Genomic DNA, 17,535 nt, shown 5'->3' with positions numbered 1-17,535 from the left:
GGATTCTATGGTGTATGTACAAACTTAGAAAGTACCCCGGAGGAAATTGTAAAAATCAATCAGCGCCGCTGGGAGATTGAGGAAACTTTTCGAATTCTGAAAAGCGAAATGCGGACACGTCCGGTTTTCCTTCAAAAAGATGAGCGTATCAAGGCACATTTCTTAGTGTGCTTTCTATCATTATTGACCTATCGCCTGATTGAAAAGAAAATTGATGAGTCAGCTACCTGTTTTGAAATCATTCAAACATTACGGAAAATGAGAGTGCTGGAAGCCACGAATGAGGGATATATTCCTACTTATACCAGAACGGAATTAACAGATAAATTGCATGATGTATTCGGATTCCGAACAGATACTGAAATCGTACCCATAAAAAAAATGAAAAAAATTTTAAAAGAGGTAAAAAAACATAAATAGTACTCACTTTTGCACACTAAAAAAGAGGCTGGGACAATACTATTTCTATCCAATCAAAAAGCGAACATTTAATAAGTAGGACACCCCGCTCAGGGAATATACTTCGCATTCCGTGGGCGAGCAATAAGCCTCCTCAGGCTTCGCCTTGCGGGGTCTTATATGGCTCTTTGCTCCCACAGGAGTCTACGTATATTCCCTGAGCTAATTCATGTGATTGTTCGTCTTTTAAACCGATAATTTATGTTTTGTCCCAGCCTCTTTAACTGTCAAACATGAGATTATATCATATTTAGACGCATAGACACAGTGCAAATTCCTTATCTGCAACTCGTCAATGATTCTGTAATCTATCTTTATGATACGTATACAGGCCTTTCAACCTACTAAAATCTATGAATCTCTATCGATTTCCAAATCCTGCTACATCGGTATGTAGATATGTTATAATAGCGGAAAAACAGGGAATGGATGACGTACGCTATGACCACTTTTTTGGAGACGGACGTCGGTAATCTTCCGACGTTCGGTGAAATTCCTGCAAGCTTTTGGAGTATAAAGAATTGGTTTTATCCAAAAAACCAAATTCAAATGAAACAAGCTGCAGGTAATAAACTCGAAATAGAATCGATAGATGAAGAGAGTAAATATGTCACTTTTTTAGAAAAAGGGACTGGTTTTGCGCTTGTTTCCGAAGAGGGGAAGAAAATCGTACTAGGTGATTCTGATTATCATACCATTCGAATTCGTGGGCAAAAAACGAAAACGATGAAATTATCAATTTATTTCATCCAATATGATCGGGATTGTCAGCGTCTGACAACACATAAGCTGCTTTTAAATGAATTAACAACCATTCAGCGTACAGCCGGTGGGGTTTATGCCAGACTTGCCATTCGTCTCGAAGGAAAGGGCAAGTTAATGCTGGAGGATGTATTTACATCACCATTTGCCCCAATCGCAAAGCCGGAGCGGCCGAAAACGGTGCCACTGCCTGTACATATTAAAATTGCCACGATACTGGAAAAAAGCTATGCAACTGCTTTTGAAAAAACGGCAAAATTAGTACCGTTATCCATCACAGACTGGCAGGAGCAATGTGAAAAACAGCTGCCGGATTTACTTTGGATCCAAGCTGAGCAACTCGTAAATTTATCGCGGAATCACCAAGAATCGTTACACCAGTTATTACTATGGTGCGAAACAAATGATGTTCCCAAGGTTTGCTGGATTACAGCGCCTCTCCCATCCAGTATGGAAGAATATGTGAAATGGCAGCATTTTGATCAGGTTCTAGTGGCGAATCCAGAACAGAGACAGGAATGGGCGAAATTGGCAGGTGAAAGTCGCGTGGATGTCCTGTTGCCAACTGCAGCACCAGATCTATTTCAAGAAAGAAATGATCAAGAACAAGTTCATGTGTATGTGGAACAAACCGAGGAAGCGAATCAAATGACCGCTGCGCTGGAGAAAATAGCTGGTGTACAGATTTTTTCAGTTACGTCAGAGCTATTAGGGAATCCGCAATTGTTTCATGATCTTGCTGCGGGTATCCCAGCTGTGACGAATGCAAAAGGAAGCTGGAAACGGTACTTTCACACGGTCGTGAATCAAATACAAACAACGGAAGAAGCAGTGCATGCAGTAAAAAAGCTGCAGCAAGACAGAGAGGATCGTCAGCAGATTACTGCTAAAGGCATTCGGGAAATGAATCAATCTCATACGCCAGTTCGACGAATGGAACAGCTGCTGGATCAAGTGGGAATCCGCTATCGAACGGCCATCCGTAATGTGACGATGTTGTTTTTTGTGGATTCAGCAGATGCTTTTCAACGTGCTATCGATATCATCCATGCCCAAACCTACGAACGGAAACGGGCCGTCTTATTGATTACACCATTCCTAGGATATGAAGCATATTGGAATGCGAATCAATCGGAGCATACGCTCTTATATATGAAGGATTATGCGCTGACCTATTATCAGCTGGAAGATATCGTCAAGAGCAATTACGTTGCTATTATGCGATCTGATTACTCCTATGACACGAACTATATAGCAGATACTATGGCAGCAATTGAAAGTACGAAGGTAAAACGTATTGGCTGTATCAATGGCACAAGTGCTATTTCAGCTGCTGCCAGTTCGTTTACAACAACAAATGCAGAAGCATTTACAATCATCTATGAAATTTCAGAGCTAAAAGGAATTCCATTATCCGATTTAGCTAGCTATCCAGTAACAGAAGCTAGCGATAAAAGGAAATCGGAAAAAGCCGATGGGTAGGCCAAAGGAGCATGGATATGAAACGATTACGTATATTATTTGCCATGGATACGTCCAGCGGGTCGACAGCAGCTGATTTTGCGTGGGCGAAATCACTCATCACCATCATGAACCGTAATCCACGGATTGATATCTGGATGATGGCAGCGCACAACAACGACCTGCGAATAAAGCTTGAAGCAGAACGGGTATACTGGCTATCAACTGACCAGCACGCAGGAACGTCGGATACGGAAATGATTGGCAAAAACATACAGGAATTAGATAATCAATATGATTTTCATGTCATCCTGATGGCAGGAAGGTCTTGGATGGAACAAGCAGTTGGCCAGAAATATGCGCATAAGACAATAGCCTGCTTACCACATGAAGTGAAGCTAGGGATGCGAAAGTTTTATCGAAAGGTATATGCAGCCTTTCCTTTATTATTTGTTCCAAATGATCACGTACGTAAAAAATTACAAGGCATGCTTCCACCTGCTGGGAAACCAATTATTTCTACAGAATATGTGAAGGATGATGTGGCTCCCCCCGTGTGGGAAAATGAGCGATTCGTAATTTCCGCCTTTTGCCCAGAGGGACATACGAGAGCGGTTGGTCAACTGCTGGAGCTGCAGACCTTCTTTACGAAAGAAGAGCCTGCTGTGAGCTGGGTGTTGGCAAAGCATGAAGGGCATACAGACGAACTAACTGAAAAACTGAAGCAGCATGCCGGGTTAAATTGGCATAATCCTGATGCATATCGGGCAGACATTGCCTGTATTCTGCCAGGAACGAGTAAGGAAACGGCAAGAGAATTATTACTATCCTATGGGATCAATGGCACACCCGTTGTACTGCAACGAACAAAGGAACATATGGATTTACTTGGACGAGATTATCCGCTATTTGCCGGTACGACAGTGAAAATGAAGGAAAAACTTCAAACGGTCCTTCAATCAAAAACAATATATGAAACAACTGCCAAGGCTTGCTGGCAGGCAGCAAAAAACTACCGGCAATCGGTAGTAGAGCCGGAATTGATGCAAGCACTCTGGCGGTTTAATCCAGTGCCGAAAACGGTATTATTTGCTGGGCATGATTTTAAATTTATTTCCTGGTATATGGAAAGACTACAAGCACAGCAGAAATGTGCGTTATTCATTGATTTATGGCGTGGGCATGAGGCACATGATGAAACAGTGAGTCACATGCTATTGAAACAAGCGGATATTATTTTTTGTGAATGGGGTCTGGGAAATGCAGTGTTTTATGCACAGCATAAACTGCCACATCAGAAATTATATGTGCGTGTACATCGTCAGGAATTGGAAACTGCTTATTTACAGGAAGTTGATTTTCAAAAAGTAGATGCTTTTATAGCGGTTGGCCCATATGTGATGGAGGAATTTATTCGCTTGAAGCGTATGCCGCGCCACAAGGTAAAAATCATTCCAAATATGGTCGATACACAGCAATATATACTGCCGAAAACGGAAGAAAGTAAATTTCATCTTGGCTTGCTCGGTATGCTGCCGCAATTGAAGCGGCTTGATCGTGCCCTGGATGTATTTGAAAAGCTGTGGGAGCGGGATGAGCGTTTTAAGCTATACATAAAAGGGAGAAGACCAGAGGAATTAAGCTGGATGAAATACCGAAAGAAAGAAATGCAATTTTATAAAACGCAATTTGAACGGATAGAGGAAGCCCCATGGAAGGATCAAGTTATATTTGAATCGTTCGGACCAGATGTTGCCGAATGGATGCAGCAAATCGGCTATATGCTCTCTACGAGTGATGTGGAAGGGTTCCACCTGGCACCAATGGAAGGGATGGCAAGCGGCGCCCAGCCAATCCTATTTAATTGGCCGGGAGCAGAACTCATATATCCTGCCGAACACATCGTTGATACGGTCGATGCAGCGGTAGAAAAGATATGGACCATTCATGAAAAAGGTCCTTTCATTGAAGCGGAAGCATGGATGCAAATAGCGAAGAGATATGAGCCAGACCAAATCGCGCATGCCTTGGATCAAGTTCTTTTATCCGAAGCAGAGGAGTAGACTCCCCCACTGATTGTTGTTGAACGAATCAGGCCTACACTGGCTGTTGATTCCCACTTACAACCCTTGTTATGAACAAAAATTTTTGAAATAGGGGTTTTACAGCCAGTTAATCTGTGGTAAATGTTAACGTTTCTTTACAAAAGGACATGTTTCTACGTTCTTTTGTAAAGAAAACTTATTTTTTGTAATAAAAGATAATATGGTAGTATAGATAATGAATTGATTTGCTAATTTTGGGAGCGGAAACGAAATGACGAAGAAAGTATTAATCATGACACAGAATTTTTATCCCGTTATTGGCAGTGCAGGAAATCGTATGAAAAATATTTATCAGCTATTGAATGAAAATGACATTCAGGTCGATGTATTAACGACAGAGCCTGCCTATCCCAATAAAAACATGTACAAGAATAATCTGTTTTGGGATGACGAAGAAATGAACCAAGCAGAAAATATTACACGTGTCTCCATAAAAAACAGGCATTTTTCTAAGCATGTTTTTAGCAGGCTTTTTTTCTATTTGGAAATCATGTATCGATTTTTCATTACCCTGTGGAAGCAGCGGAAGGAAAACTATGATTACATACTTGTTAGCACACCACCGATTTTTATCGTTTTTTCTGCGCTTTTCGCTCGAAAGATATTGAAATCGAAGCTTATTTTAGAGGTTAGAGATTTATGGCCGGATAGCCTGGTTGGCGTGAAGGCATTTGATAATAAATGGATCATCAAGTTTTTCCATTACTTAGAAAGAAAGATGTACCAAAAAGCAGATCACATCATTATTAATAGTAATGGCTTTGAAAGTCATATTAAAGAAAACCTGAAGAAGAAGCAAACCTCACTGCTTTATCTACCTAATGGTCCCCGTCAACAAGAAATTATTTACCGCAAGTCCTATCAAGGTGAATTTCGTGTGGTTTATACAGGAAATCTTGGTCTCGCACAGGATGTTGATCGACTGAAACAAGTTGCAAAGCTCCTGTCGGAAAAAGGGATTCGTATGGACATTATCGGATATGGCATGCGTACGGGGGAGTTGATTGCTTATTTAAAGGAGCATCAGCTTGTGAATATCCATGTGCATAATCCGACCACGAGGAAGGAAAGCTTAAAAATGATAGAGAATAGCAATGTCGCACTCGCATTTTTAAATGATGATGAAGTTTTTTCAACGGTATTACCCGGGAAGATTGTCGATTATATGACATGTAAGACGCCAATCATTGCAGGTGTGAAAGGCATCGCAGCCAATATTATTGAGGATAATGGTGTTGGTTATGCTTTTGCAGGCAATGAAGTAGATGACATGATTGAGAAAATAGTAGAACTGAAAAACAACCCATCCTTATTAAGTAAGCTCGAGGATAATTGTACAAAGACCATTACGAATGAATTTCTATGGGAAAGCAATATTTCCAAGCTGGTTGGGATTTTATCATAATTGAAGAGGTAAAGATGCATGAAACGTGTAGGAATGTTTGTATGGAATCATTTTACGAATGACGCGCGCGTGCTGCGGGAATGTACGACTCTATCGGAAAATGGCTTTGATGTGGAACTCATCTGTATTGATGATCCAGCAGATTCGACCATTTCATCCTTTGAAGAAGTGAACCCACATTTTCGTGTTTTTCGTATGAAACGCTATCCAACCACATTGGTATGGCTGCAAAGGCTGTATCGATTTGCTGTCGGGCGAAAGTGGCCATTACTGCCACTGGGCGCAATATGGTTAGTACTTGCTTATTTTATACCATGGGTGATCATCCCGCTCACTTTGATTTTAGGGCTTTTATTGAAAACAAAAGCACGGGTAATCTGGATTCGCGGGGCATTAATTTTACGAATGATGTGGAAGGGTCATCGTGGCAATTACGATATTTATCATGCCAATGACTTAAATACGATGCCACAGGCTTATGTCAGCTCGAAATGGCGCTTTCGTAAAAAACCGCTCATTTATGATTCTCATGAGGTGCAAACGAGTCGAACAGGCTATGACAGTCCATGGTATAAACGATTCGAGCACTTCTTCATTAAGCGCATGGACAGTATGATTGTGGAAAATGATACACGGGCTAAATATAACGAGGATTTGTATGGATTCTATCCACATGTTTTACATAACTATCCATCACTTGTGATTCAACAGGTGGAGGAGAAGGTGGATTTACATGGGATGCTCGGACTGCCAGTGGATGAAAAGATCCTCCTGTATCAGGGCGGTATTCAAGCCGGAAGAGGATTGGACAAACTTATTGAAGCCTATCCGCACTTTCAAGAGGGCACCCTCGTATTTATCGGTGATGGAAGAATCAAACCAGAGCTGGAACAAATGGTTAAGGAACGGAATTTGGAAAAAGGCATTCGCTTTATCCCAAAAGTGCCGGTTCGTGATTTGCCAAAGTATACGAAAAATGCTTACTTAGGCTTTCAAGTATTGAATAATATTAATTTTAATCATTGGTCAGCCTCCTCGAATAAACTATTTGAGTACATGATGAATGAAGTGCCCATCGTCGCCTGTAATTTCCCGGAAATCAAACGCGCGGTATTGGAAAGCGAGGTTGGAGTCGTTATTGATCCACATGACCCAGTTGAAATTGCCAAAGGGGTTAATGAATTACTGCAACAGCCGGAAAAACGTGCACGCTTCCAGGAAAATTGCAAAAAAGCACGAAAAAAGTATAATTGGGAAACAGAACAAGAGAAATTGCTCGATGTATATCGATTATATGCATCTTAACATCAAAACCAGAGGAAAGAAGGTTTAGCTTTGAAACTTTGTACGATAGGACTAGGCTATATTGGACTTCCAACATCGATTATGTTTGCCAGCCATGATGTCGATGTTGTAGGAGTCGACGTCAATCAGGAAGTAATCGATAAATTAAATCATGGAACGATTCATATTGAGGAGCCGGGACTGCAGGATGCATTGGAATCCGTTTTATACGTTGAGAAATTCCGCGCTGCCAGCAAACCGGAAAAAGCAGATGTATTCATTTTATCTGTACCAACTCCGAATAAACAGGATGAATACCTCTCCTGTGATTTAACGTATGTGAAACAAGCAACGGATAGCATTATTCCGTATTTAGAAAAAGGCAATGTGGTCATCATTGAATCAACAATTGCACCACGTACCATGGATGATCATGTGAAGCCACAGTTAGAGGAAGCAGGTTTCATTATTGGCGAGGATATTTATCTGGTCCACTGCCCAGAGCGTGTATTACCAGGTAAAATCATGCAAGAACTTGTAGAGAACAACCGAATCGTTGGCGGCGTTACTCCGCAATGTACGGAAAAGGGCGCCGAAGTCTATGAAACGTTTGTTAAAGGTGAAATCATCAAGACGGATGCCCGTACAGCAGAAATGTCGAAGCTAATGGAAAATACCTTCCGTGATGTGAATATTGCTTTAGCAAATGAACTGACTAAGGTTTGTAATGATCTCAGCATTAATGTGTTAGAGGTTATTCGGATGGCGAATAAACATCCACGCGTGAACCTGCATACGCCCGGACCTGGTGTTGGCGGTCATTGCTTGGCAGTAGACCCGTACTTCATTATTGCGAAGTCACCAGAAAACTCACCAATAATCCAATTGGCTCGGGAAACGAATAATGCGATGCCGGATTATGTTGTGGAATCCACGAAAAAGCTGTTGGCGAAACATAACGGCAAAAAGGTGACTGTCTTTGGCTTAACCTATAAAGGGGATGTGGACGATATTCGTGAGAGTCCAGCGATGGAAATCTACGAAAAATTGCGCACAGATGATGCACTTGATGTGGTCGCGTATGATCCCCATGTGAACCTGAGCTTTGTAGAGAAAAACCTGGACGCTGCATTGGAAAATGCTGACTTGGTATTGGTATTAAGTGACCATAGCCAATTCAAATATTTAAAAGGGGCTTCCTTTGAAAAAATGCGAACCGCTCAAGTATTCGATACGAAGAATATCGTGGAAGAATACAATGAAACATTAACTTATATCAATTACGGCAACCTATATGCCTTTCTGTAAATGATGGAGAAGGATGCAAATGAAGAATGCTTAAAGACATGAAGGAACTATTCAAGGAACAATGGGAACACCACAACTTGATTTTCCGTATGGCAAAGTTTGAAGTAAAAGGCATGTACCAAATACATTATTTGGGATCTATTTGGCAATTTATTAATCCGATTATCCAAGTTGGAATATATTTTGTCGTATTCGGAATTGGTTTACGTGGTGGTAGACCAATTGACGGAGACATCCCGTTCTTACTTTGGTTGTTGATGGGGCTTATTCCTTGGTTCTTCATCAGTCCAACCATGGTGCAAGGGTCTAATAGTATTTATCAAAAAGTAAATCTCGTATCGAAAATGAATTTTCCGGTCAGCTTATTGCCAACGATACGGATTGTCGGGAACAGCTTTCAGTTTCTCGCCTTACTGGTTGTATTATTTATTATTACCTTGCTATATGGTATCTTCCCAAGCGTTCAATTGCTGCAGCTACCATATTATTTATTGTCTATGTATATGTTTTTATTTGCCTTTACCATCTGGAGTTCAACGATTGCCACATTGATTCGAGATTATCAAAATTTACTCCAGTCCATGATGCGAATGATTTTATATTTATCACCGATTCTGTGGGATCCAATGGGCGACCGTGTGCCAGATTGGCTTGGTAACATTCTGAAGCTAAATCCGTTCTATTACATCATCGAAGGGATTCGCAGCTCCTTTCTTGGTGGCGACTGGTTCTTTGAAGACCCGATTTATTTGTTATACTTTTGGACACTTACATTTATCATGCTATATTTCGGCTCCCGCATGCACTTTAGATTCCGAAAAGATTTCGTAGACTATTTATAGGAGGATTGTCATGGCAAAAGTTGAGTTTAAAAATGTATCCAAAGTTTATGATATGTACGCAAAACAGTCTGACAAGCTCCTTGATTTGTTGTCTATTCGGTCTAAAAAAAGCACGAAGCAATTTTGGGCACTGCGTGATATTTCCTTTGAAGTGAATGACGGTGAAACAATTGGAATCGTCGGTTTAAATGGCTCCGGGAAATCAACCATTTCAAATATATTAGCGCAAGTCATTCAACCCAGCTCTGGTGAAGTAACAATCAACGGTGTTACTTCCCTTATTGCTATATCGGCAGGATTGAACAATAATTTAAATGGATATGAAAATATTGATCTCAAATGTATGATGCACGGCTTAACAGTGGAGGAAATTGAAGCTGTCAAGCCGTCTATCATTGATTTTGCAGACATTGGTGAACATATTAACCAACCGGTAAAAAACTATTCCAGTGGTATGCGTTCACGCCTCGGCTTTGCAATTGCTGTTCATACCGATCCAGATATACTCATCATTGATGAAGCATTATCTGTCGGCGATTCCACATTTGCTAATAAATGTCTCTTAAAAATGGAAGAGTTTAAACAGCAGGGTAAAACAATCTTTTTCATCAGCCATTCCGCAAAGCAGATGAAAACCTTTTGTGATCGTGTGTTGTGGGTGCATTATGGCAGATTAAAAAATTTTGGTGCAAAAAAACGGGTACTTGGAAATTATGTGGAGTTTACCGAGTGGTTTGATCAATTATCGGAAGAAGAGAAAAAGAAATATAAACAAAATATGCTGCGCAAACAGTATACAGTGCAGGAAAAAACAAAACGAAAGCAAGCAGATAAAAAAAATAAATGGACAGCATTCGGTCATCTAGCAATGTTTATTCCATTGCTCGTGCTCGGAGCTTTAATTGTTTTAGGATATTGAAGGATGTGAGGAAATGGAAATGGGGAAAGGCGCCAAGCCAATGTATCATCAGCAGGTGCTGACAGATGAAGAAAAACTGGAACAAGCAAATTGGATGGTTCAACAAATTTCAGGAAATCACGTGCTGGATATTGGTTGTGGAAATGGCCTAAAGTCCATTTACCTCGGTCGAGAAGGGAAATTCGTTCTAGGTATTGATGCAGACACAGACCAGATCAAAGCTGCAAATCAACACCTGAAATCGGAAGAAAAAGAAATCCAGCAATTTGTCACATTTGAACAAGCCAATTTCTTTTTAAAGGAATTCAATTCCACCTATGATACGGTTATGCTGCAACATGTATTAGAACACGTTGCTGATATAGATACCTTTTTCACGAAGGCTGCATCGCTAGTTTCTGAAACAGGAAAAATCGTTATTGCCATTCCATTTGGAAAAACAGCTGCCAAACGGACCTTTTTCCTGCAGGAGCTGTTAGACCTGCAAACGGATGAAGTTGCCATGTCACAGCTTGAATTCTTTCATGGCTGGATTGGGGTTATTTATGAACGAGGCCTTGACCAACGAATGGAATGGAGTGCAGATCTGCAGCAGAAATTAGAACTTGCTTTTATGGATAAGGAAGCGCGGTATGCACAAGTTAATAAAGATTTATTACATCGCTTGGAAATCCAGCAGGAAATTACAGCTCAACTGGAACAAAAACTGATTGCAAATAACAGCATGCAGTCCGCAAATGATCATGTGAAACAAGATTATTTGCGAGAGAAGAAAGAAAAGGTGCTTCTTCAAAAGGAATTGTATGATACATACAGTGAACATGAGGCAACCATTAAGAAATATCGTGCATTACATCGGGAGTATGAGGGATTATTAACAAGGTATCACAACCTTAAAAACTCAAAGCTCGGTAAGCTGACGACGAAGTACTGGCAGCTACGCAGAAGAAAAAGGGGAAATAAATAATGAGTTTGAATCAACTAAACCAATTGTTGGCACGTATACAGCAACGGAAAAACCAACTCGTTGGAGAAATTGGCAAAGAGGTAAAAATATTAAATGACCATCAAATCCAAGTGGACATTAATATGAACCAATTGCGTTATAGTGATAACACACTCAACGGTAATGTTTCCCAATACTTAAAGCTGCGGGATGAAATGGCTGACCAAAGCTTTCTGGAAAACGTACGTCCACTGCTCGATCAAGTACCAGTTAGTAATGGCTCCAGTTACTTCCAAAAAATTGATGCCAATATCGGGATTATTGCAGATGAATTCTTATACAATTCCTTTAAGGATGTTGCGAATTTCCATTATGTAGAGCGGGATAATTATACTCATTTGGCTGGCAAGCTCGATGTATTGATTGTAGCAAGTGCCTGGAAAGGGCTCCACGGAGATTGGAAAGGGCTGGGAAATCCGAATATTGGTAAAATCCGTAGATCTATTTCAAAAACCATTGATTTTTTCCGCAATGATGGGGTTAAGATTGTATTCTATTCCAAGGAAGACCCAACCAATTATGACTTTTTCGTTGATTTAGCGAAAAAATGTGATTATGTATTTACGACTGCCGCTGAAAAGGTCCCGGATTATCAACGGGATTGTGGTCATGATAACGTATTTGTTTTGGAATTTGGAGTGAATCCAAACTACAATAATCCAATAGGTGTACAACCCAAAAGCGAGTTAGCGGGTGCGATGTTTGCAGGTTCCTGGTATAAAAAATATCCACATCGTCAAAAAGATTCGCGTATGCTGTTTGATGGTGTGCTGGATGCTGGGAAACCGTTAAAAATAATTGACCGCAATTTCCATTTAAACCTGGATCGGCATTTTTACCCTTCTGAATATTTATCTTATATTTCACCAAGCATTGATCATGAAAGTCTTCAATCGCTTTTGAAGCTATATGAATGGATTATAAATCTGAATTCTGTTAAATACAGTCAGACGATGTTTGCTAATCGGGTATACGAAATTCAGGCGATGGGAAGCTTGCTCATTTCCAATTACAGCCTCGGAATTAATAACTTATTTCCTAATATTTTCCTTGCAACAGATAAGTCGGAAATTCAAGCTATTCTACAGCAATATTCGGAAGAGGAATTATATCGTTTACGGATGTTTGGAGTAAGACAAGTACTTCGTCAACACACAACATATCACCGGATTACGTATATGCTGGAACAAATTGGCTGGACCGGTGTTACCATACCGAAGCGCACTGTAGCAGTTATCGTTGCAGAAAAAACAGCAGCAATAAAACAGATGTTTGATCGTCAATCCTTTCAGGAAAAGACATTGCTGACGGTAGATGAAGCAATACGAATAGATCAAACGTTTGATTATGTCGCGTTTTTTGATGAAGCGAGTACGTACGGGGAGTATTATTTAGAAGACATGATACAAGCGTTTAAGTATACAGCGGCTGATTATGTTACAAAAGATAGTTATTGGAATGGAAGTGAAAAACATCCAGGCATTGAAAATAACTATATTTCTCATATGGATAATAAATATAGAACCGTATTCTCCTTGGATGCCTATGCACTAGATCAGCTATTAGTGGACGAACTGGACATTGCGATGGAAAATGGCTATAGTGCGGACAGCTTGGAATATAACATTGGAGAAGCTTCGGTGTACCACACGTCACCAGATAAGAAGTTTACGGTTATTATTCCAACGTATAATAATGGGCTGCATTTATATGGGAAGTGTTTCCTGAGTCTAAGACGTTCCAGTATGTTTGATGATATGGAGATTATCATCGTGGATGATGGATCTACAGATCATGAAACGCGATTGATCATCGATCGCTTAAAGCGACAATACGATAATATTCACACCTATTTCTATGATGATGGTGGCAGCGGCAGTGCCTCCAGACCAAGAAATAAAGGAATTGAAATGGCAACAACAGATTATATCACCTTTCTTGATCCGGATAATGAAGCAGTGAATGATGGGTTTGCTAAATTATATCAGGAGCTTGAAGCAGGTTCACATGATATGGTCGTTGGCAATATGTTAAAGCTGGATACAGCGGAACATGAATTCAATTATTATAAAGATGTTAATTATTATATGGCAACAACGGAATTTGATCATATCGATACAAAGGCATTTTTGGATGCCACGCACTTTAAAGCACAAAGTATTCAAGCATTAATGGTCAAAAAAGATGTTATCCTAAATCATGACCTGCGCATGGTACAAGGTGCTGTCGGTCAAGATACCTTGTATTTCCATGAGCTGCTTATTCATGCGCATCGGTTCAAGGTGATTTCCGATATCATCCATATTTATTATGCAGGGGTACAGGGTTCCACCGTGAATCACATTACGGAAAAAACATTCCAAAAGTATTTGGTAATGGAAAAAGCAAGAATTCAATTTTTGGAGGAGAATCAATTGCTGGACGTCTATATGGACAAGCGATTTAATTACTACTTCAAAAATTGGTACTTCAAGAAATTAGATGCAGTAGAACCTGCTGATGCTACAGCTGCTGAAGCAATTTTAGTGGAAATTTATCAGATGTATCAATCGGCAAGACCGAATAAAATTGATGCAGAGATAAAGGATCGAATGAAACAGCTTGAAAAAGTTACCATATAATTTATTGTTGATTCGATCAAAAGCAGCAGCTATGGATAAGCTCGGAGCCTTCCGGCAATTGGCATGTGCTGGACCGACAAAAAGGAGCGATTGATGGTGAAACAATTGATGAAAAAAATGAGTCAATATAAGCAGGCTTCGAGTTTTCGAAAAGAAATTAAGCAGCTGCAAAAACAATTAAAACCTTTGATTGAAAAAAGTAAAGGGTCACTGGAGGAAGTTTCCAATCCAATCGCAATCGATCGATTAATTAGAACGACTTCCTTTAATGGCAAGACTTTGGAAAATGCAGAGGGTATTTTGAAAAATGATTTTTTCATTATGAATAATTTGGAGATTGTTTCTTTTGAAGCGGAAATCAACTGGCGCTTTCAGCATCCCAATTCCAGTAATACCTATCAATTATATTTGCATTGCTTGAATGTCATCAGTACACTTACAGATGCTTATCACGAAACAAATGAATTAAAATATCTGTACAAGGCCCACCAAATTTTATTAGATTGGACGTATTTTGTTTATACAGATGAAGAAGAAAATCTGTATAAATGGATTGACCATTCGGTAGCGAATCGGACGTTGAACATCCTGTACTTCTATTTATCTGCAAAAGATGTTATCTCGTTGGATGATTCGATTATATTCGATCTACTACTAAAGCATGGCCGCTTTTTAGCCGATGATAAACATTATGTAGAGAACAACCACGGAATCATGGTTGATCGTTCGCTGATTGTTTTGTCTGTTTTTCTAAAGGATGATCCAATGGCATCGGAATGGTTTGAAAAAGCAAAGCTGCGGATAAAAAATGCATTTTATCGTGACTTTAGCTATCAAGGCGTGCATTTAGAAAATTCACCTGCCTATCATACGATGACGCGAAACATTTATTTGAAGGTTGAGAACTTCTTAGAACACGAGGAATTGACCTTAGGCCAGGATATGAAAGAAAAATTAACAAAAGCAAAAACGTACATTAGCTATATATATAAACCCAATAAAACACTACCAATCATCGGGGATTCCCAATTTGGTACACTCACAAAACTGGTGAAAAAGGATGGTTCTTTTCATGACCCGCAAGCTGGTGTGACTATTTTTCAGCACCAGGCATTAACACCGGAAAAAGCGACGTGGCTCTCATTCATTTGTGGCTACGAGCGCAAAACGCATAAACATCAGGATGATTTATCCGTTTCACTGTACTGGCGAGGAGAAGATATTCTTTCTGACTCCGGTAGATATAATTATGATCGAAATAGTGACATTCGAAAATATTTAGTCTCTCCGGCAGCACATTCGACTTTGACTGTGAAAGGTAAGAGATATCCAGTTCATCAGCCGCTTGCTCATGCGGATAAAATTAAAACAACAGGATTTATTTCAACACCTGTATATGATTTAGTGAAGGGAATCAACCATGCATTTACAGGCGTTAAGCTTTCACGGGCTGTTTTATTTATCAAACCAGATATCGTTATTTTTATCGATCAGGTAGTTAGTGACAATCCCGCTGTCATTCAACAAATTTTTAATCTTGGACCAGCAGTTCAGCCTAAAACGGTTCAAGCAGAAGGTGCAATAGGGCAAACGAAGGCTGGAAAAATGGATATTCGACAATTTACACCGATGGATAAAGGAAAACGTGTGAAGGCAAATCGTGACATACCACGGGCTGTTATTTCCGAAAGATTCGGGGAGCTGACAGACACCAATCAAATCGTATTTGAAAAAACAACAGAAAATGATGCATTTGTTACCGCACTTTTACTTGGTGACGCAGGGCCAAGCATCGAAACGATGTCATTTGAACGAAAGCAACAAAAGCTTACGATAGACTATGAGAATGGGGAACGACTAGAGGTACATGTCTAATAAATAATCAGCAATCCCCATTGGAAAAATCTCAACACATGTAGGTGACGCAGGTGGTTTTTAGTAACCTTGTATTTTTATTCGTGTTTTTACCCATTGTACTGCTCTGTTATTTCCTGTTTGGAAAATGGATGAAAAACACAATTCTATTAATTGCTAGTTTAATATTTTATGCATGGGGAGAACCGACCTACGTTTTTCTCATGCTTTTTTCCATTGCGATGAATTTTACATTTGGGCTGTTAATCAATCATGCCCGGGATCGACTGCCGTTAAGGAAAATGTATTTATCCTTAGCTGTAATAGGTAACTTACTTATTCTCGGATATTTCAAGTATGCAGGTTTTGTCGTGGATAACCTGAATCAGTTATTTGGTCTATCCATTGAGATGGAACCTATCCCTCTTCCGATTGGAATTTCATTTTTTACCTTCCAAGCAATGAGTTATATTATTGATGTGTACCGAAAAGATACAGAAGTACAGCGCAATATTATTTCGCTTGCATTATACATATCTCTTTTCCCACAGCTGGTAGCGGGACCTATTGTCCGCTATAACACCATTGCAGAACAAATTAAAAAGCGTACCGTTCATTTAGATAAATTTGCAGAAGGTATTAAACGCTTTGTCATCGGTTTAGCGAAGAAAGTAATTTTAGCGAATGCTTTTGCTGAAGTAGCTGATGCCGTCTATACGACACCAGCTGCTGAATTATCGGTTGCATCTGTTTGGATTGGTGTAGCTGCATATGGCTTGCAAATTTACTTTGACTTTTCCGGCTATAGTGATATGGCTATCGGGTTAGGGAAAATGTTTGGTTTTGATTTTCTTGAAAACTTTCATTATCCATATATTGCTCGTTCTGTCGCTGAATTTTGGCGAAGATGGCATATCTCACTGGCAACCTGGTTTAAGGATTATGTCTATATTCCATTGGGCGGGAACCGAAAGGGCTATTACCGTACTTTGCTGAATTTGCTTATTGTGTGGACAATCACCGGTTTTTGGCATGGTGCCAGCTGGACATTTGTCGTTTGGGGCTTTTACTTTGGCGTGTTTATCGTATTGGAGCGCATCGGCCTTGGAAAATGGATCGAAAAATTAGGCAAACCAGTCGGACATTTGTATGCATTTCTTGTCGTGATGATTGGTTGGGTGTTTTTCCGTGCTGATGATTTCGGATATGCATTTAGCCTGCTTCGTGTCATGTTTGGCTTCTCAGGAAATAGCCTAATCGATGGTACAGCATTTATTTATTTAAATGACTACGGTCTGCTGTTCATCATCGGGTTCATTGCATCGCTGCCAATCATGCCGTGGATCACCCAAAAGCTGAAAACAATGAACCAATATGAACAACGTATCGTTCCAATTCTATCATTGGTAATGCCAGTCGTTTATATGCTGCTTATGGTTTTTTCTATGATATTACTTGTGAATTCAACGTATAATCCATTTATTTATTTTCGTTTCTAAGGAGGGGTGA

Annotated in this window: 12 protein-coding genes; all 12 read left to right on the top strand. The window is 39.9% G+C overall.

Annotated elements, in window-relative coordinates; all coding sequences use genetic code 11:
* Positions 1 to 420: IS1634 family transposase (locus DX933_RS03870; RefSeq protein ID WP_145962262.1), on the top strand; the 420-nt coding region annotated here is incomplete at its 5' end.
* Between the two features lie 480 nt (positions 421 to 900).
* Positions 901 to 2,703 carry a glycosyltransferase gene (locus tag DX933_RS03865; RefSeq protein WP_190279405.1) on the top strand — a complete coding sequence of 601 codons (1,803 nt, stop codon included), beginning with the start codon at positions 901 to 903 and terminating at the stop codon, positions 2,701 to 2,703.
* 17 nt (positions 2,704 to 2,720) lie between these two features.
* On the top strand, positions 2,721 to 4,745 hold the full coding sequence (locus DX933_RS03860; RefSeq protein WP_190279404.1) for a glycosyltransferase family 4 protein: 2,025 nt from the start codon (positions 2,721 to 2,723) through the stop codon (positions 4,743 to 4,745).
* Positions 4,746 to 4,998: 253 nt separating this feature from the next.
* The gene (locus DX933_RS03855) at positions 4,999 to 6,192 is read left to right on the top strand and encodes a glycosyltransferase family 4 protein (RefSeq protein WP_123315166.1); all 1,194 of its coding nucleotides are present in this window, start codon (positions 4,999 to 5,001) and stop codon (positions 6,190 to 6,192) included.
* 18 nt (positions 6,193 to 6,210) lie between these two features.
* Complete coding sequence (locus DX933_RS03850; RefSeq protein WP_223805864.1) at positions 6,211 to 7,497, top strand: glycosyltransferase; 1,287 nt, start codon at positions 6,211 to 6,213, stop codon at positions 7,495 to 7,497.
* Positions 7,498 to 7,527: 30 nt separating this feature from the next.
* Positions 7,528 to 8,784 carry a nucleotide sugar dehydrogenase gene (locus DX933_RS03845; protein WP_123315165.1) on the top strand — a complete coding sequence of 419 codons (1,257 nt, stop codon included), beginning with the start codon at positions 7,528 to 7,530 and terminating at the stop codon, positions 8,782 to 8,784.
* Between the two features lie 26 nt (positions 8,785 to 8,810).
* On the top strand, positions 8,811 to 9,626 hold the full coding sequence (locus DX933_RS03840; protein ID WP_123315164.1) for an ABC transporter permease: 816 nt from the start codon (positions 8,811 to 8,813) through the stop codon (positions 9,624 to 9,626).
* Positions 9,627 to 9,636: 10 nt separating this feature from the next.
* Positions 9,637 to 10,545: an ABC transporter ATP-binding protein gene (locus tag DX933_RS03835; RefSeq protein WP_123315163.1), complete on the top strand. Its 909-nt coding sequence runs from the start codon at positions 9,637 to 9,639 to the stop codon at positions 10,543 to 10,545.
* Positions 10,546 to 10,558: 13 nt separating this feature from the next.
* Positions 10,559 to 11,512, top strand: coding sequence for a class I SAM-dependent methyltransferase (locus DX933_RS03830; RefSeq protein ID WP_123315162.1), 954 nt, complete (start codon positions 10,559 to 10,561; stop codon positions 11,510 to 11,512).
* Positions 11,512 to 14,172 (top strand): glycosyltransferase, encoded by a 2,661-nt coding sequence (locus DX933_RS03825; protein WP_123315161.1) that lies wholly within the window; start codon positions 11,512 to 11,514, stop codon positions 14,170 to 14,172. Before DX933_RS03830 ends, DX933_RS03825 begins: the two co-directional genes overlap by 1 nt.
* Before the next feature lie 93 nt (positions 14,173 to 14,265).
* A complete protein-coding gene (locus DX933_RS03820; protein ID WP_190279403.1) occupies positions 14,266 to 16,047 on the top strand; it encodes a heparinase II/III domain-containing protein in 1,782 nt (593 codons plus the stop codon).
* Between the two features lie 53 nt (positions 16,048 to 16,100).
* On the top strand, positions 16,101 to 17,525 hold the full coding sequence (locus DX933_RS03815) for an MBOAT family O-acyltransferase (protein WP_123315159.1): 1,425 nt from the start codon (positions 16,101 to 16,103) through the stop codon (positions 17,523 to 17,525).
* The last annotated feature ends 10 nt before the right edge of the window (positions 17,526 to 17,535 follow it).

This window comes from Ornithinibacillus gellani, from assembly GCF_003730295.1.
GTDB lineage: Bacteria > Bacillota > Bacilli > Bacillales > Amphibacillaceae > Ornithinibacillus_A > Ornithinibacillus_A gellani.
The sequence above is the reverse complement of the archived record's forward strand: the minus strand, read 5'-3'. Positions and strand labels throughout refer to the sequence as shown.

What these genes read in the sequence shown, in the direction of transcription:
- DX933_RS03865 (WP_190279405.1), top strand. Translation starts at nt 901, where the DNA reads ATGACCACTTTTTTGGAGACGGACGTCGGTAATCTTCCGACGTTCGGT.
- DX933_RS03860 (WP_190279404.1), top strand. Translation starts at nt 2,721, where the DNA reads ATGAAACGATTACGTATATTATTTGCCATGGATACGTCCAGCGGGTCG.
- DX933_RS03855 (WP_123315166.1), top strand. Translation starts at nt 4,999, where the DNA reads ATGACGAAGAAAGTATTAATCATGACACAGAATTTTTATCCCGTTATT.
- DX933_RS03850 (WP_223805864.1), top strand. Translation starts at nt 6,211, where the DNA reads ATGAAACGTGTAGGAATGTTTGTATGGAATCATTTTACGAATGACGCG.
- DX933_RS03840 (WP_123315164.1), top strand. Translation starts at nt 8,811, where the DNA reads ATGCTTAAAGACATGAAGGAACTATTCAAGGAACAATGGGAACACCAC.
- DX933_RS03835 (WP_123315163.1), top strand. Translation starts at nt 9,637, where the DNA reads ATGGCAAAAGTTGAGTTTAAAAATGTATCCAAAGTTTATGATATGTAC.
- DX933_RS03830 (WP_123315162.1), top strand. Translation starts at nt 10,559, where the DNA reads ATGGAAATGGGGAAAGGCGCCAAGCCAATGTATCATCAGCAGGTGCTG.
- DX933_RS03825 (WP_123315161.1), top strand. Translation starts at nt 11,512, where the DNA reads ATGAGTTTGAATCAACTAAACCAATTGTTGGCACGTATACAGCAACGG.
- DX933_RS03820 (WP_190279403.1), top strand. Translation starts at nt 14,266, where the DNA reads ATGGTGAAACAATTGATGAAAAAAATGAGTCAATATAAGCAGGCTTCG.